Annotated in this window: 17 protein-coding genes and 2 pseudogenes; 2 read left to right on the plus strand and 17 right to left on the minus strand. The window is 30.3% G+C overall.

Going from position 1 to position 23,976, the window contains the following annotated elements; translation table 11 throughout:
• Positions 1-131: 131 nt before the first annotated feature.
• From E0D87_RS08635 to E0D87_RS08670, 8 genes are all read right to left on the minus strand, one after another.
• Positions 132-1,178, minus strand: coding sequence for a sensor histidine kinase (locus tag E0D87_RS08635; protein ID WP_130820108.1), 1,047 nt, complete (start codon positions 1,176-1,178; stop codon positions 132-134).
• Positions 1,171-1,854, minus strand: a complete 684-nt coding sequence (locus E0D87_RS08640) for a response regulator transcription factor (RefSeq protein ID WP_130820109.1) — start codon at positions 1,852-1,854, stop codon at positions 1,171-1,173. The genes E0D87_RS08635 and E0D87_RS08640 overlap by 8 nt, the downstream gene beginning before the upstream one ends.
• Positions 1,855-2,778: 924 nt before the next feature.
• A complete protein-coding gene (locus E0D87_RS08650; protein WP_004812197.1) occupies positions 2,779-3,051 on the minus strand; it encodes a type II toxin-antitoxin system RelB/DinJ family antitoxin in 273 nt (90 codons plus the stop codon).
• Positions 3,052-3,131: 80 nt separating this feature from the next.
• The gene (locus E0D87_RS08655; protein WP_130820110.1) at positions 3,132-3,356 is read right to left on the minus strand and encodes a helix-turn-helix domain-containing protein; all 225 of its coding nucleotides are present in this window, start codon (positions 3,354-3,356) and stop codon (positions 3,132-3,134) included.
• Between the two features lie 2 nt (positions 3,357-3,358).
• Positions 3,359-3,880 carry a DUF2975 domain-containing protein gene (locus tag E0D87_RS08660; RefSeq protein WP_130820111.1) on the minus strand — a complete coding sequence of 174 codons (522 nt, stop codon included), beginning with the start codon at positions 3,878-3,880 and terminating at the stop codon, positions 3,359-3,361.
• Positions 3,881-3,902: 22 nt separating this feature from the next.
• Positions 3,903-4,373 carry a hypothetical protein gene (locus E0D87_RS08665; protein ID WP_130820112.1) on the minus strand — a complete coding sequence of 157 codons (471 nt, stop codon included), beginning with the start codon at positions 4,371-4,373 and terminating at the stop codon, positions 3,903-3,905.
• Between the two features lie 129 nt (positions 4,374-4,502).
• Positions 4,503-4,634, minus strand: coding sequence for a hypothetical protein (locus tag E0D87_RS09340; protein ID WP_278044795.1), 132 nt, complete (start codon positions 4,632-4,634; stop codon positions 4,503-4,505).
• A 353-nt stretch (positions 4,635-4,987) separates the two neighbouring features.
• Positions 4,988-5,644: a DNA-binding protein gene (locus E0D87_RS08670; RefSeq protein WP_130820113.1), complete on the minus strand. Its 657-nt coding sequence runs from the start codon at positions 5,642-5,644 to the stop codon at positions 4,988-4,990.
• Between the two features lie 33 nt (positions 5,645-5,677).
• Between E0D87_RS08670 and E0D87_RS08675 the strand changes: the two genes are divergently transcribed.
• Positions 5,678-6,034, plus strand: coding sequence for a plasmid mobilization protein (locus tag E0D87_RS08675; RefSeq protein WP_130820114.1), 357 nt, complete (start codon positions 5,678-5,680; stop codon positions 6,032-6,034).
• A gap of 216 nt (positions 6,035-6,250) precedes the next feature.
• Here the strand turns inward: E0D87_RS08675 and E0D87_RS08680 are convergent, their stop codons facing one another.
• Genes E0D87_RS08680 through E0D87_RS08700 form a run of 5 tightly spaced genes read right to left on the minus strand, consistent with a single transcriptional unit; the run spans position 6,251 to position 12,362 of the window.
• Positions 6,251-7,639, minus strand: coding sequence for an ABC transporter ATP-binding protein (locus E0D87_RS08680; RefSeq protein WP_130820115.1), 1,389 nt, complete (start codon positions 7,637-7,639; stop codon positions 6,251-6,253).
• A gap of 10 nt (positions 7,640-7,649) precedes the next feature.
• The gene (locus E0D87_RS08685; RefSeq protein ID WP_010815638.1) at positions 7,650-8,306 is read right to left on the minus strand and encodes an energy-coupling factor transporter transmembrane component T; all 657 of its coding nucleotides are present in this window, start codon (positions 8,304-8,306) and stop codon (positions 7,650-7,652) included.
• A 1-nt stretch (position 8,307) separates the two neighbouring features.
• Positions 8,308-8,895, minus strand: coding sequence for an MptD family putative ECF transporter S component (locus E0D87_RS08690; protein ID WP_010815637.1), 588 nt, complete (start codon positions 8,893-8,895; stop codon positions 8,308-8,310).
• 10 nt (positions 8,896-8,905) lie between these two features.
• On the minus strand, positions 8,906-10,624 hold the full coding sequence (locus E0D87_RS08695) for an ABC transporter ATP-binding protein (RefSeq protein WP_010815636.1): 1,719 nt from the start codon (positions 10,622-10,624) through the stop codon (positions 8,906-8,908).
• Positions 10,608-12,362 carry an ABC transporter ATP-binding protein gene (locus E0D87_RS08700; protein WP_010815635.1) on the minus strand — a complete coding sequence of 585 codons (1,755 nt, stop codon included), beginning with the start codon at positions 12,360-12,362 and terminating at the stop codon, positions 10,608-10,610. Before E0D87_RS08700 ends, E0D87_RS08695 begins: the two co-directional genes overlap by 17 nt.
• Before the next feature lie 153 nt (positions 12,363-12,515).
• Between E0D87_RS08700 and E0D87_RS08705 the strand changes: the two genes are divergently transcribed.
• On the plus strand, positions 12,516-13,508 hold the full coding sequence (locus tag E0D87_RS08705; RefSeq protein ID WP_130820116.1) for a helix-turn-helix domain-containing protein: 993 nt from the start codon (positions 12,516-12,518) through the stop codon (positions 13,506-13,508).
• A 117-nt stretch (positions 13,509-13,625) separates the two neighbouring features.
• Here the strand turns inward: E0D87_RS08705 and E0D87_RS08710 are convergent, their stop codons facing one another.
• From E0D87_RS08710 to E0D87_RS08725, 4 genes and pseudogenes are all read right to left on the minus strand, one after another.
• Entirely contained in the window at positions 13,626-14,282 is a 657-nt protein-coding gene (locus tag E0D87_RS08710; protein WP_130820117.1) for a DNA-binding protein, read from the minus strand.
• Positions 14,283-14,325: 43 nt separating this feature from the next.
• A pseudogene (locus E0D87_RS08715) lies at positions 14,326-15,698 on the minus strand (helicase-related protein); the annotation flags it as partial.
• 88 nt (positions 15,699-15,786) lie between these two features.
• A complete protein-coding gene (gene ltrA / locus E0D87_RS08720; RefSeq protein WP_130820118.1) occupies positions 15,787-17,457 on the minus strand; it encodes a group II intron reverse transcriptase/maturase in 1,671 nt (556 codons plus the stop codon).
• Between the two features lie 576 nt (positions 17,458-18,033).
• Positions 18,034-22,508 (minus strand): annotated as a pseudogene (locus E0D87_RS08725) (helicase-related protein); the annotation flags it as partial.
• Between the last annotated feature and the right edge of the window lie 1,468 nt (positions 22,509-23,976).

A 23,976-nucleotide genomic window follows, 5' to 3' on the forward strand; every position in this document is an offset into this window, starting at 1 on the left:
ATTTTATTTTAATTGATACAATAAAAAAGTGTTTTAATATTCTATTGATTAATTCTTAAGATTTCATTAATTTTTAAAAAATAAAAAAACACCTTAATTATGTAGTTTTATACATAATTAAGGTGTAATCCTCATTTATTTTTTAATCTTACAATGACAATAACTTCATTATTAGAACTTTCTACCTCTATCTTACCCTCATGTAATTCAATAATTTCTTTTGCGATAGGTAAACCTAAGCCAGATCCCACTTTTTTTGAATTTCTTGCTAGATTTAATCTAGTAAATTTGTTAAACATATTTCTTATCTGCGCTTCTTCTAGTGTATCGGCCTTGTTAATAATTTTTAATATTACACACTTATACGTTTGATATATTTTAACTTTTATCTCTGTATTTGCATAAGAATATAAGATTGCATTTTTTAAAATATTCTCTAAGGCTCTTTTCATTTTATTTGGATCGACATTTACAAATATTGAGCCTTCACTTGAGATATTTATCTTATGATTATTCTCTTTCATCATAGGATAAAGCTCATCTCTTAATTGTATTAAAAAATATTCTAAATCAATTTTTTCTTTATGAATACTAAATTCACCATTATTTAATCTAGCAATTTCAAAAAATTGGTTTATAAGATCTTCTAATCCTAATGCTGTTTCTAATAATTGTCTAATATATTTCTCTCTTTGCTTATTAGGCAAGTCTTTCATTTCATCGAGCATTGATAAATATCCAATGATAGATGTCAAAGGAGTTCTTAAGTCATGTGCTAAGTAGGTGATTAAATCATTATCTTCATTTTCTCTTTTTTTAAGCGTATATTCTATCTCTTTTTGTTTAAATTTTAATCTATTTATGGAATCTTCTAAAGTTTTATAAGGAGTCGGGAAACTAACAACATTCTCATCCAAATCGTCTATTTTTTTGCATAAGTCAATATAATCTTTCTCTAATTTTGAAAATTCTTTTATTATAATAATTAATATCCCCAATAATAAAATAACAAAAAAAATCAGATCCAATCTATTAACAAAAAATTCGTGTATTTCATTATTAAATCTAAAAATATTGCTATCTATTGCAAGCATACAACTCATTAGAATAAATAAAAATACCATAATTTTTATTACTATTTTTTTTAGTATATATTTAAAATATTGATCTTTATCCAATTTTATACCCAACTCCCCATACAGTTGTTATTATATTGTTTTGCACTCCTAACTTTTCCCTAATATGTCTAATATGAACTGAAATAGTATTGTTTTTTACATAATAATCATTTGGATAAATTTTATAAAACAAATCCTCAGATTCTAAAACTTCTGATTTTTTTTCTAGTAATGACTTTAAAATAATAAATTCAGTAGGAGTCAAATCAACATTTTCCCCATCTACTAATACCTCTCTTGATTTTATATTTAGATCTACATTTTTATAAGTCAAAATATCTTCAGAATTTTCTCTAGTTTCTAAATTATAATTATTGCACCTTCTTAATTGTGCCTTTACCCTTGCAACTAACTCTCCTGGCAAAAATGGTTTAGTTACATAATCATCCGCTCCAAAGGTTAAGCCCTTAATTTTACTTGACTCATCATCTTTTGATGTAAGCATAATAATTGGATAATTAAAAGACTCTCTAATCTTTTTGCATAAATAATATCCATCTTTATCAGGTAACATAATATCTAAAATCGCTAAATCAAATTCTTCTTCCTTAATATATCTAATTGCTTCCTCTGAACATGTTGCCTTTTTTATAATATAATTTTCATTTTCTAGATATATCTCTATTAAATCTAAAATACTTTCATCATCTTCTACTACTAATACTGAGTAATTCATAACTAAATTTCCACCATTTTAAATCTATCACTTTTGTCAAAACAACTTTAAAAAAATAAAGAAATTTTTTAATTAAAAGAATCAAGAAGAACAATACAACATCCTTTTAATGAATTAAATATATCTTTCTAAATTTCTTAAATCTATAATTTTTGATTTAATATACATTTCTTTCGTTGTTTATAAATGTCTACTTATAGATATTGTACCATTATTCTTTATCTCATTTCAATATCTATATCTACTATATTGATAATAGATTGTCTTTGCTGTCATCACATATACTATATCTTTTAAAAAGTTTTCGTCTGTTCTAGCCTTCTAATCGTCTTTTCTTTTTCAGACTTCAAATCCAAAACATTTTAGCTTTGTTGGTTTAATAACTTTGAATTTTGTTGCATTTATTTTAATCCTAACTTCTTTTCTATACATTGGTTACTAAAACTATTACTCTATTTGCCACTACACTGTTTGCTACTGTTAGTATACTGTAATCTACATATCTAACCAACCTTAATATCATATTCATGTTCATCAAGTCAGGTCGTTCCTCTCTTCCACATATCTCCATGTGAAATTTCAGGATTGCTATGGAATTCGTCGACAAATACGCTGTTTAGGGACTTTCACCCCAGTATTGGAACTTGCCCCATCATACAATACAGTAAGCAGACAAAAACCTGCCCCCTATAATCTTTTACCTTTCTATGCTTTTATCATTTTTCTTCTTTTCATCCACTTTCATATCCCCTTTAGTCTTAAATTTCTTTAATTTCTCTATTGTTGATATTTTTGCTTTAGTATGCTCTTTAGCTTTTAATAATTTGGCAGAGTATACTTTTAGACTTGTGTATTCCTTATTATCTTTTCCTATGCTTTTTAGCTTGCTTTAGGTCTTTTTTAAATCTACTTGTAAACTTTATCTTATACTTCAAGGGCTTTCCTCAAGTCATCCATATTGTCATAGGATTTCACATTCGTATCTTTAGCTATCATTCTTCCTTCTTCAATCGCTTTTATAGTTTCATCACTTGGAACATTAAGTTTTAAATCAAAAGGAATGCCACTTTCTCTAATACTCGCCCTTAAAAACATGTTAATGGCAGTAGTCATATTTAAGCCTAGACTGGAGTAGATTTTTTCGGCAGCTTCTTTTATTTCTTTATCTGTTCGTATATTCAAATTTGTTGTAGCCATTTCCCCATCTCCTTTGACCTTATTATATGACCAAATTTGTGCGTAGTCAATACACTGTCATTATATTTTATGCATTAATTTTACTGTTGATATTCTTCATTATCATACTCAAGTAAATCACCTGGTTGACAATCAAGCTCCTTACAGATGCTAGCTAAAGTATTAAATCTGATACCTTTGGCTTTTCCTGTTTTTAATATTGATAAATTTGCTTCGGTTATCCCTATCCTTGCTGCAAGCTCTTTCGATGTCATATTTTTCTTTTTTAACTCTTGATCAAGATTTATAATTATTTGATCCTTCATTTTCAAATTATACTTTCCGAATCTTCTTTTAAGGATTTTCCCGAATTAAATATAATCATTGATGAAAATGCTATAACCACCAAAATTATGTTCGTTAAATAATCCTTAATAGTTAAATTAAAAACACTGCTAATATTGTCCACTTTAAAATAATTGAAAACTAGCATAGAAATAATTTGACAAATCGTCAGAATTATAAGTGCTATTAATATATCTCTCGAATATTTTGAATTTAAGTCTGAAAAATAATCTTTCTTCTCTAAATTCACTAAAATCTTCTCAAATTTATCCAATGAGAAACCAGCAACAATGAATACCATAAGGGCACTCAAGCATGAATAAATAATAAAAGGAAGTGAAACTTCTTGTAGATTAAATTGATAAGATTCAACTACTTGTATTACATCATCTTTAAAAATCAGAGTTAATACACTTCCAAGCAAGGTAAAACCTGCTCCTAAATATGAAATATATCTTAAAACCTTAGATAATATAATCGCTATTTTAAAAATAAAACTCTTCATAACTTCTCCTCAACACTTTCATTTATCTATTATCATCTACATCTTTCAATTCTTGTACTTTATCTTCCAGATTATTTAAATCATCTTTAGAAAGTTCCCAGGTTAATGATGATGGCATCAAGGGCATTCCCTCCATTGTAATATATGGATAATTTTCATAAATATAAAAATCTATCTTTGTAGCTTTTTTATCCTCTCTCTTGCTGGTTAATATGAAATGGTAAGACTCTATTGCATCATCTGGTATTTCTTTAAAATAATTGTCGAAGTTTTTATCATTAATATTTGCTACGCTCATTCCTGTTAAATTGCCAAAGTAGTCTAAAACTTCTTGTTCTTCTGTTTCAACAATTTTTTTATTGTTAGAATCAAATATTTCAATCTTTTCTTCTTTTTTACTACTTGTTTGTTCTGTTGTAGTATTTGGACTACAAGAAGTTAAAACTATAGAAAAAACAAGAAAAATAGTCATTGTTAAAAATCTTTTTCTCATAATAATCCTCCACATCGAATTATTGTAAAACGATAATTGTCTTTGATTATTATTGTAAAACAATAATTATAATTTGTCAATATCATTCGTAATGACTTAAAACTTATCAAAGTCTTCTTGCGTAGCTACTTATTTGTATTTATATTCATCGTTATTCTTTTCTGTAAACATATCATTTACAAGTCCAATTGTTAGTAGAGATAAATCAGAAACAGAAAGACCAAGTTCCACTGACCTTAGTAAAAACAAGGGTGTAGTCATTGGTCTTTCTGTTGGTCTTACTTTTTTTAGGGACTTCTTCTGACTTTATGTTTAGCCCCCATAATTCAATTATTTGAGGCAGAATTTTAAGACTCATTTAGAACTTTGTTAGAATCCGATTTTTCCATCAAAACATTAGTTCTAAAAGTTCTGGAATAAGAGCGATTTATAAGTCTCCATCATATCCCATATTTTTCTCAGTTAAAGCTGTTTCAATTTTACTGAGTGCAATCCTACTTTTATAATCTGTTATCTTATTATCTATACATCAATACTACAATCTCCACATATAGCACCATTATACAACCTATATACATATAAAAAAATAAAGGCAGTCCGAAGACTGCCGATATTTACCTCTCTGCACCTTTGCTATGGTCTTTCTTGTTTGACTTAACTTTGTCATCTGTCTTAAAGCTTTTTATTTGCCCTAATATGGACTTTTTATCCTTGCCTTGACTCTTTACTTGTTCTTTTGCTTTTAAGAGCTTAGAAGACAAAATACGAACATTTTTATGTTCTTTTCCTTTGTTGTCAATGCTTGTTTTTACTTGACCAAATATTTTAACAAAATCTCCTTGTTTTAGGTTCTCTAAATCTTTTGTCTTATCTCCATAGGCTGAACAATTCGTATAAATTTTATTCCCATCGTCATCTTTTGAAACAAGAGAAAAATTACTTACTTTGAACTTTTCTCCATTAGCATTTTCTCGTTCAAGATTTTCTACTTTGCCAGCTATATTACCCACGAGATTTATAAAATCATCTTTTTCTTCAATATCACTGACATTTTCAACAATCTTACCTTGTTCTTTCATATCATCAATCATATAGTCAAAGTCTTCATTTAGTAGACCTGTTGTGTCATTGTTCATATATAAAACATAGACTTCTTCAAGTGCCTTTTCATCATTGACACCTTTTTCTATGCTCACAAGTGCTTTTATAAAATCCTTGTAATTATCATTCATCATTTCTTCTAAGTTTTCTCTAATATCTTTGTATTCCATAATTTCCTCCTTGTACTAAATAAGGAGAAATATATGGATAATAGAACAAGAAAAAATCAACTTAAAATATATTTAACAGATGAAGAAAAAGAAATATTTGAAAAGAAAATGAAACTTGCAAATTGCAAAACAATGTCCCACTTTCTTAGAAAATGTGTATTAGAAAAAGAGATATATGTTGTAGACCTAGAACCATTTATAGATCTCCAATGGCTACTTTCAAATACAACAAATAACATAAACCAGATCGCAAAAGCCGCTAATACAACTGGTGTTATTTACAAAAAAGATATTGACTATATGAGAGAAAAAATAGAAAAATTATCAAGAGAAATATGGCAGATCCATTCTCTACTTCTAAATAAATCAAAAGAAAGTTCTGGTGATTAGTATGGCAATTACAAAAATACATCCAATAAAATCAACTCTAAATTTTCATGAAAAATTGATAGTTTATCAAAGTTGTGTAAAATTAAGTAAAACTCCAATTCTAGAGGAATAGATAAACATTGATAAATAAAAAATGTATCAACCCTTACCTTTTTATCAGGATTTAGGTTGATACACAAAATTATTTACAGACCCTTAAGATTTTAATTATTGATTTTATGACATTTTATATATTCCATCTGCTACATTATTTAAAAACTCATAATCATGCGAAACAACAATTACAACTTTATTGGATTTTTTCGCCAAATCTTTTATAGCTTCTGATACAATTATCATATTTTTGAAATCTAAACCACTTGTAGGCTCATCAAAGATTATGATTTCTTTATTTGAAAGTAGAGCTAAGGCAATTGTTAACCTTTGTTTTTGTCCTCCTGAAAGCGACATTGGGTGCTTATCTTTATATTTATCTAATCCAAGCCTATTTAGAACTACATCTACCTGATTTAATCTATCCCCAGGTAAATTTAATTCACATTCTTCTTTTACGCTTCGAGTGAATAATTGTGAATTAATGTCCTGTGTTACAAGGTATGTATTTTTTAATCTATCTTTATTATTTAAAAGTTTATTGTTAAAAAAAACACTTCCTGTATTTTTCTTCATAAGTCCTGAAATGCACTTTAACAGACTAGTTTTTCCTATACCATTTTTTCCTATTATTCCTAAAACTTCTCCTCTATTTAAAGAAATATTAATATCTTTAAATATTGGATTTCCATTTATTGTATACGATAAATCTTCACATAAATACTCATCATTTTTATTAAATTCTTTTTCAAGAACTTCCAACTTAGGAGTAGATAAGGTTCTAATTTTGAGATTATTTTCTTTTTTTGAATTAAATGATTTTATCTCTTCTTGTGTAAAACAATCCTTAATTATTCCTTCGTCTATATAATATGCTTTATCAATTATGTCTTTTAAGTAATATAATCGATGTTCTGCAACTATAATTGTCTTCCCTTCTTTTTTAAATATTTCAATATTGTTTTTTATCGTTTCAATTGTATCCATATCAAGATTTGAAGATGGCTCATCCAATACGACAATATCTGTGTTTAATGCAAAAATAGATGCAAAAGCTAAAATTTGTTTTTCTCCACTCGACAATGAGAAGACATTTTTCCCTAATAATCTATCTATATTTAAATTATTAATAGTTTTTTTAAAGCTTTTTTTTATTAACTCTGGATCAATTCCCATATTTTCAAGACCGAATACAATTTCTCCCTCAACATCAGAATTAAAAAATTGAGATTTTGGATTTTGAAATATTGAACCAACTTTTTCTGAAATTTTATATTGCGATATATTTCTAGTAGATTCTCCCTCTATTAAAACTTCTCCAACAAAGTCAGTTTCTTCTTCAAAATGTGGTATAATTCCATTTATTAATTTAGTCAATGACGTTTTGCCTGAACCACTTAGCCCCATAAGTAGTATACATTCGCCTTTTTCAACATTTAAGTTGATATCTTTTAATATTTTATATCCCGTTTTAGAGGTACAAGATACATCATTTATATTTACATAACCCATTCTAACTCACCTAAAATATAACCATAATTAAAACAACAAATAAAATAACTAATACATCATAAACAGTGAATTTAAAATCAATTATAGTTGTTTTTCTACCTGGATTCTCGACTCCTCGTGTTACAGCTGCCTTAGATAACTCTTCAGACATATCAATTGCAGAATTTATTATAGGTACAACAAATATATCCATGTTTTTAATCATACTAATCCCCCTAATCTTCATTGATTCTCTAACACAATGTATATCTTGTCTTAATGTGGGAAAATATCTATAAGTTATCATAAATGCTAAAATAAAATTTTCTGAGAATTTAAATTTTCTAAAAACTCCTGCAATTCCTCTTACGGTCACCGTTTTGTATAACAATGTTCCTGCCATTATGCAAGGAAAAATCTTCCTTGCATAAGAAACAGGTACAATAAATGTCGTTACAATCCACTTAGGTGAATAGGGAAAAACTAAATAATTTATTATTAAAAAAGTAATAAAAGTTAAATATACTTTTAATCCCGGTTTAAAATTTCCGCAAACTGTCAAAATAATCAACAAATAGCTCATTAAAATTAATTCACTTGCCAACGATCTACTTTTAAAGAAAAATATATTTACTAATAAAAGCAATATTATTGAGGTTCTAGGATCTAATTTTAATCGCTTGAACATTTCAATTCCTCGCCTCAAAATTTTTATATAGAAATGATTTTAAAATCCCACAAGATAATAATCCAAAAACAAATGGTGTTACAATTAATACAATTAACATCGGTGTGTTAATAAAAGTTTTTAATATATTAACATAATCTACTGGCATCCCCATTTTAAGAATTTTTGATATGAATTCATCTTTTAGAATCCATATTTGTGCTGGAGACCCTACCATACCTAATGAAAAGAAAGCATATGAAAGTGAATTCCATTTATAACTGTCATACTTTGATAGGTATCTTATCACTTCTGCCAAAATACTGGCAATTGCTAATGATGCAATTATTATTAAACTAAATTGACCAGTTAAGTAGTATATTATAGCAACAATAGCTCCCATTATTATGACTGCTCCTGTTTTTTTTACTTTTTGAACCATAATCATATATGGTATAGAACCAACTAAGGCTATAAAGCCAGGCATAAGTATCCACATTAATGGATGAAGACCGCCTAAAAGCATAAACCCAAAATTGATTGCAAAATATATTGCAGTAAATATACCTATCGTAATAACATCTTTTCCTTTTAACTTTTTATTATTCATTCTAATCCTCCTAATAAATAAATTCTTCTGCCATTTTTGTTTTTTCTATTAAATTCTTGTAAACTTTTGATTTTTGTAAAAGCTCTTCATGCTTACCTTCGCTTTCTACTCTTCCGTTTTCAAGAACTACTATCTTGTCAGCATTTTCTATGGATTTCATTCTGTGTGAAATGATTACAACAGTTTTATCTTTAATTAAATTATTTAAAGACTCTTGGATTTTCTTTTCATTGTCCACATCTAAACTTGCTGATATTTCATCTAATATAAGTATTGGTGCGTCCTTCAGAAAGGCTCTAGCTATAGAAAGTCTTTGTCTTTCACCACCAGAAAGCTCTGACCCATTTTCTCCTATAACTGTATCTAACCCATTAGGAAGTTTATTAATAAAATCCATACAATTTGCAAGGGTAGCTGCCTTTACAACTTCTTCATCGCTGGCATCTTTTTTACCTATACGAATATTTTCTAATATAGATGAGTTAAATAAAGTAACATCTTGAAAAACAATAGATATTTTCTTAAATAAAGAATCTGTGGAAATGTTTTTTATATCCTTTCCATCTATTAAAATTTGACCTTTATCATAATCATATAATCTTGATATTAATCTTAATATGCTTGTCTTTCCAGAGCCAGAAGCTCCAACTAGAGCCGTTACCTCTCCCTGTTTCGCAGTAAAGCTAATGTCCTTTAAAACCTGATTATCATCATAAGAAAAAGCTACATTTTTGAAGACTATATCAAACATATTCAGTTCTACATCTTTACCCTCTTGAATTTTTGTTTCCTTAATCTCCCTAATCCTTTCAACACTTGGATCTATATAGAACACTTCTAATAATCCTTCTTTTGATAAATCGAAAATATCTTTTATCTTTATGGCAGCCATTAAATAACCTAAGAGATATAAAATGTCAATCTCCCCAGATAGAATAAGGCTAATCCCAACAAAACTAACTACTGCAATACTTACAAAGCCAAGAGCAGAGGATAAACCCATTACAAAAAGAGAGCCTTGTTCAACTTTAAGATGTATTTTTTCACTTTCATCCATCTGCATATATAACGAAGACCTCACTTCATCGGATAAGTTAAAACTATTTATTTCTTGTTGAAGTTCAATGGTTTCTTGGAATTTTTCTGAGTTTTCTCTAAGTACCTTGTGATATTTCTTGTTTCCTTTTACCTGCGACTTTTTAGCAATAGGTATTAGTATAAAACTTAAAATAGTTGGGATCATTACTGCAAGCCCCATCTTAAAATTACCTATCATTAACATAATTCCAATTAGTGGGAAAAATAAAACCATTCCTCCTACTTTAGGAATTGAATGACTCATAGCGTGTTCTACTTTTTCCACATCTGCCATAATCGTTTGAGATATATCTGATAAATTATGTTTTGAAAAGTAGGATAGGGGAAGTTTTGATAGAGTTTCTGCAATATCTATTCTTAAATTAGCACTCTCTTCATAAGTTGTAGTATAAAGATCATCATATTCTTTGGCTAACAAAACATACATTAATACTAATGTAACAACAGAAACACCAAAATATAAATAAGGGCTTTTAACATTTTTCAAAATAAGCTCATCTGTTAACATCATTAAAATAAAGGCAGGAACCATATTAATACAGTAGACCAAGAAACTTGATATAGTAGATTTAGTGAGATCTTTAGCCCCTTTATCAGTCAGACAAAAGCGATTTTTATAAAATTTCCTCATCTTTAACCCTCCATTGATTTGCACTGTCATAAAGCTCTAATAATTCCTTATATTTTCCACCTTTTGAAATAAGTTCTTGATCACTGCCTCTTTCAATTATTTCTCCATTCTCTAAAACTAAAATTTCATCAACAGAACGAATACTACTCATCCTATGGGCAATCATAATAACTGTTTTATCTTTCATAAGGTTTTTAAAGGCCTTTTGAAGCTCATACTCATTGTCTGGATCAATAGAAGCACTAGCTTCATCCATAATTACAATTTTAGATTTCTTGAGCATGGCTCTCGCAATAGCAATTCTCTGTTTTTCTCCTCCTGATAAATAGACTCCTTTTGAGCCAATCATGGTATTCTCCCTTTCAGGAAACTTATTTAAAATAACATTACAACCGGCAAGTTCCATAGCCTTCATAACTTCTTCTCTACTTGCCTTTCTATTAGCAAGAGCAACATTTTCGTAAATAGATGTCTTAAAAAGTTTGCTATCCTGAAAAACAAAAGAAATTGTGTTTATTAGAGCATCCTTACTATAAGATTCTAAGGGTCTCTCTCCAATCTTTATACTGCCACTATCTACTTTGTAAAAACCAGATAATAGCTTTACAATAGTCGATTTACCTGATCCTGAATGACCCACCAAAGCATATTTTTTTCCTTCTTCTAATTTAAAAGATAAATTTTCTAGTACTTTGTTTTCATTATAAGAAAAATTCACTTTTTCAAACTCTATATTATAGTTTTTGAAATCACCAATCTCTCCATAATTTAATTTATCTTCATTCATTTTTTTATATAAGTCTTCTAAAGTATCTACAGCATACCTAGCGTTAAAGATGTTCATACTAGCCCACATAATTTTCATAAATGAAACCATCATTACTCCACTTAAAAACAAAATCATGAATAGTTCAACAATAAGCAAATTAGCATTATTAACTTTATTTATGGTAAAAACTAAAGGGATAGACAAAATTGCAATAATTCCAAAAAATATCCATTGATATAGAACATAAGGTTTTTTAGAACTAATTGAGTAATCAAGAGCATACTTAGAATAATCCTTAATCGCCTTATAAAGAGTTTTAAAAGACTCTACAGTAGCTCCGAATATTTTAACAACTTGCATGCCTCTGACATATTCAACTGTTTCACCACTTAAAATTTCTAAGGATTTTTGGTAGTATTCCATGAACTCTCCTCCACCCATCATGTTCTTTAAAATAAGAGCCCCTACTATTGTTAGTATAAGAATAACTAATCCCACTCTGCTACTAATAGAAAAGGCAAGTATTAAAGATAATACTGGAATTAAAAAAGCTTGAGAGTTATCTGGTATCATATGTGCTACTGCCGTATGAGTTTTAGCTGCATTATCATCAATAGTTTTTCTTATAATTCCAGATGGGTTTAAATCATAAAAGCGAAAACTTGCTCCTGTAAGTCCATCTATACCTTTTTTTCTTAAATTAGTTTCTAAGCGAAATCCAAGTTTATGAGAAAAAAAGTTTGACAAAAAGTAAACTAGTGCCCCTATCGTCAAATATAAGACAGCTTGAATGGACAAAGTCCTAGCTACTAATAAATCTCCTTCAACAATTGAACTTCTTAAAAGTTTATACAGTAACGAATATCCGTACACCATTAGAAATGCAGATAGTGCTGATAAAAAAACTGCTATATATCCATTATGTTTTTCTTCAGGCACATAGGAAAAAAGCCTTTTATAAATTTTCATATTTTCCTCCTTTAATATTCCTATTAGATTCAAATTCGCCTGAACGATAATAATTATCATTGCATTTTTATTATACATCAGTTATAATTACTAATACAATAGTTTTGAATTAATAAGGCTAATTGGAATATTGTCTAAAAGGGATAGTGTATTATGACATATTATGATTTTGTAAAAGAATATATGAACGTAGATGAATGTAAAAATAATAAGAAATATTCAAGTGCAGGGCATACATTTTGTTGGAGTAAAGATGATTCAATTAATGCAGAAGGCCTATATTGGTTTTATGAAGGAAATGGATTTATTATTGATATCCACGATTTTTATATCAATAAAGAAGTAATTCAAAATAATACTTATAGTATGTCGGACTATGTTTCGATATGCTCTAGCTATATTGTAAGTGCAAACGGCGAAAAATTTAACCCTTATCAAACTTTGACGCCAAACTCCTTATATACTCTTGATTTTGACAATATAGAAGATGACTTTCTATTTTTATTACACGAGAATAGTTACTATCTCACTGTTTCTGTTGGATTTAAAAGAGAACTTTTAGAAAAGCACCTGTCATCCATTAATATCGATCTTGAATCCTTTTATAGGGCTTTACTTCAAACAAATCAAATAATACTTACAAAGTCATTAGAAAAAGTAGCAATGGAAATATTAAATTGTAAGATGGACGCTCCTGCCGCTGATTTTTTCTTTAAAGCCAAGGCAAATGAGTGGATAAGTATAGTAATCGATACCTACTTAAATAGAAAAAAATATAAAATTGAGTCTGACGATAATAAAGCACTTGAAGATGTATCCAGGTTTTTAGATGATCATTTTGCCATGACTGTAAATCAGGAAACCCTTGAAAAAATATCTAAAATGAGCGGAACAAAATTAAAGAATTTGTTTAAAGAAAAATATGGTCAAAGTATTACAGAATACACCCAAAGAAAAAGAATGAATGTAGCTGAAACTCTTCTGTTAAATACTAAACTTCCTATAAAGGAAGTAGCAGAATCTGTTGGATATACATCCCATAGCAAATTTTCCATTTATTACAAAAGATACAAGGGAAAACTTCCTAGTGAAGTTCGTCATTTAGCTTGCAAGGATCACAAGTTAAAATGCGATTATTGTGATTAAGTATTTTTTTTACAAGCAATATTTTTGTATGAGTTTAAGTGGATATGCATATATGACCTAAATAAATTAGATTAAAAAATGAGCAAAAAATAAAGGCAGTCCGAAGACTGCCGATATTTACCTCTCTTCACCTTTGCTATGCTCTTTCTTAGTTGACTTAGTTTTGTCATCTGTCTTAAAGCTTTTTATTTGACCTAATATGGACTTTTTATCCTTATCTTGACTCTTTACTTGTTCTTTTGCTTTTAAGAGCTTAGAAGACAAAATACGGACATTCTTATGTTCCTTTCCGTTGTTGTCAATGCTTGTTTTTACTTGACCAAATATTTTAACAAAATCTCCTTGTTTTAAGTTCTCTAAATCTTTTGTCTTATCTCCATAGGCTGAACAATTGGTATAAATTTTATTCCCATCGTCATCTTTTGAAACAATTGAAAAGTTGCTTACCTTGAACTTTTCTCCATTAGCATTTTCTCTTTCAAGATTTTCTACTTTTCCAGCTATATTACCCACGAGATTTATGAGGTCGTCTTTTTCTTCAAGTTCATTGGTATTTTCAACAATCTTACCTTGTTCTTTCATATCATCAATCATATAGTCAAAGTCATCACTTAGTAGACCTGTTGTGTCATTGTTCATATATAAAACATAGACTTCTTCAAGTGCCTTTTCATCATTAACGCCTTTTTCTATGCTTACAAGTGCTTTTATAAAATCCTTGTAATTATCATTCATCATTTCTTCTAAGTTTTCTCTAATATCTTTGTATTCCATAATTTCCTCCTTGTAATAAATAAGGAGAGCCTTTCGCCCTCCTCTATCTTTCTTGTCCTTTTTCGTTTTTTTCTTGATTTTTATCTTTTTCTTCTTCTGATTTGAATTTTGATATTTGTCCTAATATTGATGGCTTCTCTTCCCTTGCGTGAAGATTATCCTCTACATCATAAGTTGATTCAAAGTAATCACTATCTTTAAAATCATTATCATACCTATCTGGTATTCCGTCATTATCAAGATCTTTTGCAAGTGGATCATAGAAGTTTCCATCATCATCTATTTCTAAGCCTAGAGCTTGTTTTAAATCTTCTTCATCTACTGATACCAGATCATCAAAACTAGACATTTTTATGGCTTCAGTCATATCTTTAATGGCTTGTGAATTAGATATATCTTCCTCTACAAAAGATTCTGTTCTAATAGCTACATTGTCTACATACTGAGTCCATGTTTTTTCTTCCAAATTTACCTCATATTGAATCGAATGCTTACCATCAGGTGTTTCTGTATAGGCAAGTCCTATATGGCTTAAATCAGGATATAATTTGTCAAAGTCTTCATAGCTATTAGATTCTGAAAACTCGTAGTTAGAATAATCAACTATCGCCCTCTTTAAATCTCTAATAGTGGTGATTGGTTTTCTAATTCTTCTACTTCTCCCATATCTAAAAGTTTATTAATTTCAGCTAGTCTTAGTGTCTTATCCCTTAACTCATCTGCTTTTTCAAATGGTTTAGTCAGTTCTACTTTGGCATTTTCTAAAGATTCTTTATAGTTTTCAAGATTTTGATTTAACCTCTCAAGTCTTGAAGGCATTTTTTCAATGGCATTATCCAGTCTTGTTATATTACCATCAGTAGAGTTTGAAAACTCTCCAAAGTATTCTGCTTTTCCTAGAAGTTTAAAGGTGTGAGTATTAGTCATAAAGTTATATGAAACTTGCAAGTCTAAATCTCTATATTTACCAATAACCTTGCTATCATTTATCTTTACCTTTTTTATTTCTTCTAGTAGCTTCTCTCCAGCCTCTTTCTTATCTACAATTTTATTTGTCCCAAGACTGATTGAAGTAAATTTACTATCTCCTTCTCCTAATTTTTCAACACTTGCAATATCTTCTTTAACTGCTTTTATTTCCATTTCAGTTTTTAAAATACTTTGAGGATAAATTTTATTTACCTTATCTTCGAGCTTATATTTATTAGACTTGTAGTTTGCTTCCAGCATTTTTAGTTTTGTAACTTCGTTATCTAAATCCATCTTTTCTTTAATTAGAGGATTACCAGTAGCTAAAGCCTTAATTTCTGAATAAGATAGACTTGCTTCATCAACATCTTCAGCAACACGCACAGGCGTCTTGCTTGTCATAATTTGAGATATGAATTTTTGCTTATTCTCTATTGTCTGGTCGAGTAGGTCGGGGATATTACTATCCCTTTCCCCTCTAAGAACCGTGCATGAGAGTTTCCCCTCACACGGCTCAAGTTTTTATAAGCCCTAATTAAAGAGCCAGCGTATTTTCTTTATCATTTATATTCAATTTTCTATGACACCAAGGGTGTACTAATGTTTTAAGGGTAATATTGTTTTGAGTTGTTTGATGTACTCTAAAGTCTGTATCCAGAGTTATTTTCTCTCCACAAACAGGGCATATTCCGTCTTGAGTTTTATACAGTCTATTTATAACTGTACGCCCTTTAAGTTCGTTTCGTATTTTTAACTCTTCTCTTTCTTCAAAGTATATTTGCCAATTTTCATCAAATGGATTTGCTTCAGCTTGTATCTTGGTAAATCTCTTAATATCAGTATCTGTAGCATATTTAAGACGAAGATAGTATTTCTCGCCATTTTCCATTCTGTCTCCAGTTGCTACACTAAAAGTCCAAGTTCTATTTCCAATCGTATGGAAATACTTTTTAGCTATCCATTTTCTACTTTTCTTAGGATGTCTACGAACACACCAGTTCCACAGGCATTTATATATTTCATAATCAAGTTTTTCAAACGCTTTTGATGAAACATTATATTTCTGATAGTTTATCCAACCTATAATAATTGAATTTAATTTTCTAATCAGAATTTCTTGTTTCATTGACGGATTATCCTTTATGATTTGTCTTATTTTATCAACAATAGCCTTAAAGTTCTTTTCAGATGGTTTTGTTAGTAACTTATCTTTATACATCCTAATATTAACTCCAAGAAAGTCGAAACCGTCATTTATGTGCGTTATGAGTGTCTTTTCCTCAGACAGTTCTAACCCTCTTTCTTTTAAAAATTTTACAATGATTGGCTTAACACCATTTTCAAGCAATTCTGCACTTTCTCCTGTAACAATAAAGTCATCTGCATATCTAACAAAATTAACTTTTGGAAAATATGCTTTCTTATTTACTGTTCTTTTATGATATTTCTCTTTGATTGCTTTTTCTAACCCATCTAATACCATATTAGATATTACAGGTGATATTGGTGAGCCTTGTGGGCTTCCAGTTTCTGTAGGAAATAATCTTTGCTTTTCTATATATCCGCATTCAAGCCAAAGTTTCAATAACGACTTGTTCATTGGAATATTATTCATTATCCATTCGTGGCTAATATTATCAAAGCAACCTTTTATATCTCCTTCAAGTATCCATTTTGCAGATTTCTTTTTATTTAGAGATGTAAAGCATTGCTCAATAGCGTCCTGCGTACACCTTTTCGCTCTAAATCCATAAGAGTTAAAATCAGCTGTTGTTTCTGCAATAGGTTCAAGTGCAAATTTATATAGTGTTTGCATTGCTCTGTCTGTCATTGTAGGAATGCTAAGAGGTCTTTTCTTACCATTTTTCTTAGGTATATACACTCTTTTAAGAGGTTTAGGTTTATATCCTCTTAAGTTTAACTTTCCTATTGCATTATACTTTGCCTGTGGTGTTAGCCATAGTTCGCCGTCAACACCACTTGTTTTCTTGCCTTGGTTTTCAGTTACCCTCTTAATAGCCAAGGCTTTTGCATAAAATGAAGTTGTTAGTAAATGCTGTAAAGATTTTACCTTTCCGTATTTACTCATTTTCCACGCTTTCACAATACGCATTTGTAGTTTTTTAACATAGCTTTCTGCTACTGAAAAATCTATACTTTCCCAGTCTTTAGCTCTGTTAGTAGTAGCACACTTTTTACTGTTCATTTGCTTTCTCCTTTCAAAAATTCTACAAGTTCTCTTGTGATTAAAAACCAAATGGAAGTCTGCACTCTTTCAAGTTAGGGCAAATTTTGAACCCCTATCCATCTCATTACAAGATGGCGTTCGCTTTTTCCATTATCCTTTACCTGCACCATTATCAGCATTTCTTACGATTTACCTTGCCTTTTGGCAACGGTACAGGCTTACCATGTTCCACTTAATTAACATTGATAACTTAGGCTCTACCTCTCTGCCGGTAGTCATTTTGTCCGTGTAATCCCACTGTGGAAAGGATTATCCGACTACGCACCATTTTGGTTCAGGCTTGTCAGCAACTTTAGCCTGTTCACCTTAACGACATTTATCAGTAGTTCACATATGTTAGCCATATTATCAAGCCTCGCTCCCTAACCGCCTTGTTTCTGGCAGTTTCGGTATTCCCTCACGGTTCAACCTCAAGTAGGGCTACTTTAATATCGGCTTACCACACCTAAGTGCAGTCGATACTTGGCTCAACTAACGGAATAGTTGGTTTGGTCATTATGCCAAACAGTTAAATTAAGCGACTTCATGTCGCACCCACAAATAAGAATCAAAGGTATTTTCTGTTACATATCTAAAGATATTGACTTTATCATTTTCATTACCTTGACGAACAATTCTACCACTTCTTTGCTCTAGGTCAGACGGTCTCCATGGGACGTCTAAATCGTGTAAGGCTATTAGTTTATTTTGTACATTTGTACCTGCTCCCATTTTTTGAGTAGAACCTAATAAGACTCTTACTTCTCCTCTTCTTACCTTAGAGAACAATTCATCTTTTTGTTTGTCTGTATCTGCTTCGTGGATAAAGGCTATTTCTTCTTTAGGTATTCCCATATTCACTAGCTTATTTCTAATATCATCATAGATATTAAATTCTCCATCTCCTTTTGGTGTAGACATATCTGAAAATACTAATTGGGTCGATGAATTTTCTTTTGTCTTATCCCAGATTGAAAAGATATTTTTTACACATACATTTACCTTCGAATTAGGATCATCTGGAAGTAGTGGGTTTATTAATCTTTGGTCAAGGGCAAGTTTTTACCATCATTTGTAATCTTTAGCATGTTATCTTCTGTAGGCTCGACTTGGTTATTTCTAACCGCATCAGCTCTTTCTGAAATAGCTTCTAATATTTCTTTTTGTTCCTCAGTAGGTTTTGTTTTAATAACTTCGAAGTTTGCTTCTGGTACTGGCAAATTTAACATATCTGAAGTCTTTATATCTGCTACTTCTTTAAACATGCTCATCAACTCTGGCAAGTTATAAAACTTTGAAAATCTTGTCTTTTGCCTATAACCAGTGCCTTCTGGAGATAATTCAAAGGTGTTTTCTGTTTCTCCAAAAGTAGAAGCCCAAGCGTCAAAATGTTCTAATCCTCTTGCCTTTAAATCGTCATACTGAAGGTATCTTTGCATGGTATAAAGCTCTGTCATTGAATTTGATATTGGTGTACCAGTAGCAAAAACAACTCCCTTGCCATCTGTCATTTCATCCATATACCTACATTTCATATACATATCCGAAGACTTAAAGGCTTCACTCTGACCGATACCCGCAACATTTCTCATCTTGGTATGCAAAAATAAGTTTTTGTAATTATGAGCTTCGTCTATAAATAACTTATCTACTCCTAGTTCTTCAAAGGTTATTACATCATCTTTTTTAAAGTCATCATTTAGTTTTTCAAGTCTTACCAAGAGTTTCTTCTTTGTCTTTTCCAGTTGTTTTACTGTGAAATTTTCTCCTCTATTTCTTTTGTTCTCATCAATAAAGGAAACTATATCATCTATTTGATCTTGTATATGCCTTACCTGGTATTCCTTAGACATTGGTATTTTTTCAAATTGAGAGTGTCCTATAATAACTGCATCATATTCTCCCGTTGCAATCCTGCCAATAAATCTTTTTCTATTTTTAGGTTGGAAGTCTTTTTTATCGGCCACCATAATATTTGCTGACGGATATAATTGCATAAACTCCCTACCAATTTGAGTAGTTAGATGGTTAGGAACTACAAATAATGATTTACTTGCAAGTCCTAACTTTTTAGATTCCATAGCAGAAGCTACCATTTCAAAAGTTTTTCCTGCTCCTACTACATGGGCAAGTAGTGTATTTCCACCATAAAGAGTCCTAGCTATTGCATTTTTTTGATGTTCTCGAAGTCTAATTTCAGTATTCATTCCATCAAAAGTTAAGTTAGAACCATCAAATTTTCTATTTCTAATTGAATTGAATTTTTCATTATAAATCTTCTCTAGCCTATATCTTCTATCAGGATCTTCAAATATCCAATTCTTAAATTCTTCTTTTATCAGTTCTTGCTTTTGACTTGCTAGCATAGTTTCTTTTTTGTTTAATACAGAAGTCTTAGACCCATCATCATTTATTATTTGGTCAAATACTTTTGTATCTTTTAGATTAAGAGCATTTTCAATCAGCTTATAGGCATTTACTCTACTTGTACCATAAGTCATGTTAGCAAGGTCATTAGTCGAGTCAACACTTTTACCCTCAATATTCCATTCACTTGAGTGTGGCGAGAACCTAACATTTATATTCCACCTATCATAACCTGGTGTTTTTAAAAGGTTAAAAGTAAAGTCTTCTATATCTTTTTGAGGTATCCAGGTTGCTCCTAACCTTACATTTATATCAGAAGCAGTAAGTTCTTCAGGCATAACTTCTTGTAATTTTTCTCTTTGATATTTGAGTTTGCCTAACTCGTTTAATAGTGTATCTTTCTTTTCAGAAGGTGCTAAATCTATTACATTTTCAATTTCTCCGATATATGAATTGAGGTAGCCAATCTTTTCTCTGATATTACCACTTAAATATTCATCAGCCGATACATATGAAAAATGAAATGGATCGTCATTGTCAAAGTTCTCAAAGGGCATTCTGTTATTTATTAGGTCTGTATCCTTAATATCTAAAAATATCTCGCCCTCAAGCTCACCAATTAAGGTGTTCCTATCTTTACTTGTGATAGATTCCATATATTCAAAATCTACATATCCTTTTTGTGAAACTGATAAGACTAAAGCTTCAAGGGAAGTGTCTACATGATCTACTACCTTTGCCTTTGTTATTGTTCTTTTTGAGAATATATCACTCTTAGCTTTGAAATTATCCTCATCATCAAGTATTTCTATTGATGAAACCAAAGGAAAGTTTGAGTCTTCCTTTAAGGCTCTAGTATTTGATAAGGAGTTAATAAAGCCATGTTTCTTTGAAAAGTTATCATAGACTTCATTTAACTTTGCTTGTGACTCTTTTATTTCATCGTCTGAAAAATAGTCCTTTTGTTTTTCTATTACATCTTTTAAAGCATTCATTACATCAAGATAATCTTTTATCTTTTCTTTATTTTTATCTGATATATTCTGCTTGATTAAGACTGAGTTTTCTCTTAGGTAGACCTCTTCATCAATAATAGTGTAAGAAAAATTCTTAACATCATCTGTTGCTGGAAGACTTAATTCTTCATCTTCCAATAGTTCGACCTCTTCATATTTTGAATTTGAAGATATTTCCTTACTTGCAATATCCATTAAGTCTTTTAACTTTTCATCTTCTTTTTCATCACAAGTAATAGTATTGCCAAATCTGCCAGATACTTCTTTCATATTCCCTAATACCATCTGAGGATTATCTACAAAGTATTTATTATAAGTCAAACCCTTTTTATCAGTTGCTAGATGAATCCAATCATCATCTCTTTCTATAACTGAATCTCTCTTTTTCAAGAAAATAATATCTGAAGTAACTTCTGTACCAGCAAGTCCTTTAAATATTGTATTAGGAAGCCTCATAGCTCCTAAAAACTCACATCTTGCATTAATATATTTTCTAACAGATTCATCTTTTTTATCCATAGTTCCAGATGAAGTTATGAAGGCAATAATTCCTCCATTCCTAACCTTATCTATTGACTTTGCAAAAAAATAATCGTGAATCAGAAAGTTATTTCTGTTATACTCACGATCGTTAACTTTAAAATCTCCAAAGGGAACATTTCCTATTACCAAGTCAAAGAAATTATTTGAGAAGTTCGTTTCTTCAAAACCTTTAATTTGAATATTGGCTTCAGGATAAAGTTCTCTTGCTATTCTTCCGCTTAGACTATCTTTTTCTACTCCATAGACTTTAGAGCTTTGTATTTCACTTGGCATATTACCAATAAAATTACCGACTCCTGCAGATGGTTCAAGGATATTCCCAGTCTTAAAACCCATATCTGTTATGGTCTTATATATTCCATCCATTACCTCTCTAGGTGTATAAAATGATGTTAGAGTAGACTCTTTAGCATTCAAATACTCTTCATTTGTTAAATTTTCCTTTAAAATATTTCTTGCTTCAAGCCATTGACCTCCCTTTTCTTCATCAAAGACATTGGCAAGACCACCCCAACCTAGATAGTCAGCAAGATAGGCTTGTTCATACTCCCTTGGGCTCCTATTTTCATTTTCAAGTCTTTTGAGCATTTTAATAGCTTTGATATTTTTATCTAGTCTTTCTGATGGTGTTAGGTATTCTGAGTAAATATGATTTTTCAAGTCATAATTTCTAGCAAAACTTAATCTTTCCTTATTAGGTTCATAGCCTAGATTCTTTAAATCTTCTTTTCCCCTCAATAAGTTTTCGGCTGCTTGTCTTGGGACATTATACCTATCCATCACTTGGTCAATTTCAGGATTGTGGTCATCAATAAAGCTTTCTTGTTCTACTTGTCTTTCAATTTGTTTTTCATGCTCAGATAATTTGTGTATCTCATAGTTTCCACTATCTAAAAGGTCATCAATCTTTCTACTTTCTTCAAATGTTTCGCCCTTATATAAGGGGATTTCTTCTCCATTAACTTCTACCTTAGTTCCTGTTTCAATTAATTTAATTCCATTAAAGGTATTCTCATCTTCTAAAATAAATTCCTTACCAACTTTTACTGCTAGTTTTTCTGATGTTTGACTTAGATTTTCAAAGATTTCTTCAAGGTATGAATCGTTTCTATATGGAATTACTTCCGAACCCCTAATCATACCTCCCATATATTCCATATTATCTCTGATAGTGACAGTTTTAAGTCCTCCACTTAGTTCATCAAAATCTGTAATGGTAAAGTCCTTATCTTTATATCTAACCTGATCGCCTATCTTAAATTTAGGTTCTATCTTTTCCTTAACTTCTTCTTGAAAAGATTTTTCCTCACTTAGTGCAACTTGGTCTTCTAAATATGAAAATTCACGCTCATTTACTTCTTCACCATCACCAAGGTCAATCCTATAATGCTCGACAACTTCGCCATCTACATAGTGGTCAAAATAGAATTTGAAATATCCGATATAATCATCAGTCATTTCTCCAAATTCATTTTCTCCAAGAGTTTGATTATGGTCTTTAACATCAATATCCTTTTGTCTTAGGACATTTATTAATTCTTTGGTTACTATTTGCCCACTATAATCGGGAACTAATTCGTGGTTTTCATTAAATTCTACAATCCAGTAATCTTTTCTATTTTCAGTGTTTTTGTCATCAAAAAAAGAAGCTTCATCAGCTTCCTTTTCTTGGCTTATTTCATTTTCTAGGCTTCCACGTATTCCTTGATTGCCATCTTCTTTACTGTTGCCATCAAGTTGTTCATCTGTCCTTGGTATTCCTCTGGATTCTCTCTCATCATCTTCTCTGTCAATCCTTGTGCTTTCATCATTTTGACTTTTTCTCTCTTGATAAAGTCCACTGCCTGATTTTGAATTTCCTTCAGATGGTTCAAAAGTGTTTTCTCCTCGTACATTTTCTGAAGTTTCTTCCAGTTCTCCATCTCCTCGCTCCCTACCAGGTAAGACAGTCTTAGAACTGCGTATGTTGGATTCGGAAATCTCTCCATAAATTCCAGATCCCTCTCCATCATGTCCAAGGTTTTCTCTTCGATCTTCATTGCTATTTCCTCTGTCGCTTCCATCTGTGAAAACTCGTCCATCTCTAATTCTTGACCTATCATCTCGTCTATATAAATCATTTTGACCTCCTCTATCTTCGTTTATATTTTCTATATCTCTATTATAGTCGGCAGCGACCCTTTCTGTCAGCAGCCTAGCACGATCCATTCCCTTAGATTTTTCTATTGTGCTATCTATAATATCTTCACTAACCCTTGATATTACAAGACCTATCTGTTCTAAAGAAATAGTATTAATCCTAGAAAAATTATTTTTTAAATTTTCCGTATCCATAGGATAGACTGTATTAAACCTATTAGCTACTGCATAAGATATTGAGTCTCTCATAAACTTTTCAAAACTCAGTCTATCCTCTATATCTATTCTCAAATCAGCAAGAGCCAAGTTAATATATTCATCTCCATAAATTCGACTCAAAGAAAATATATTTTCATTGAGTGAATCACTATCTTCAAATGAATAATCTCTTATTATTTCTTTTAAAGCCTCGTTATGATTTTCATGATCAAAC

This window comes from Anaerococcus vaginimassiliensis (assembly GCF_900626155.1).
In the GTDB taxonomy this organism is placed as follows: Bacteria; Bacillota; Clostridia; order Tissierellales; family Peptoniphilaceae; genus Anaerococcus; species Anaerococcus vaginimassiliensis.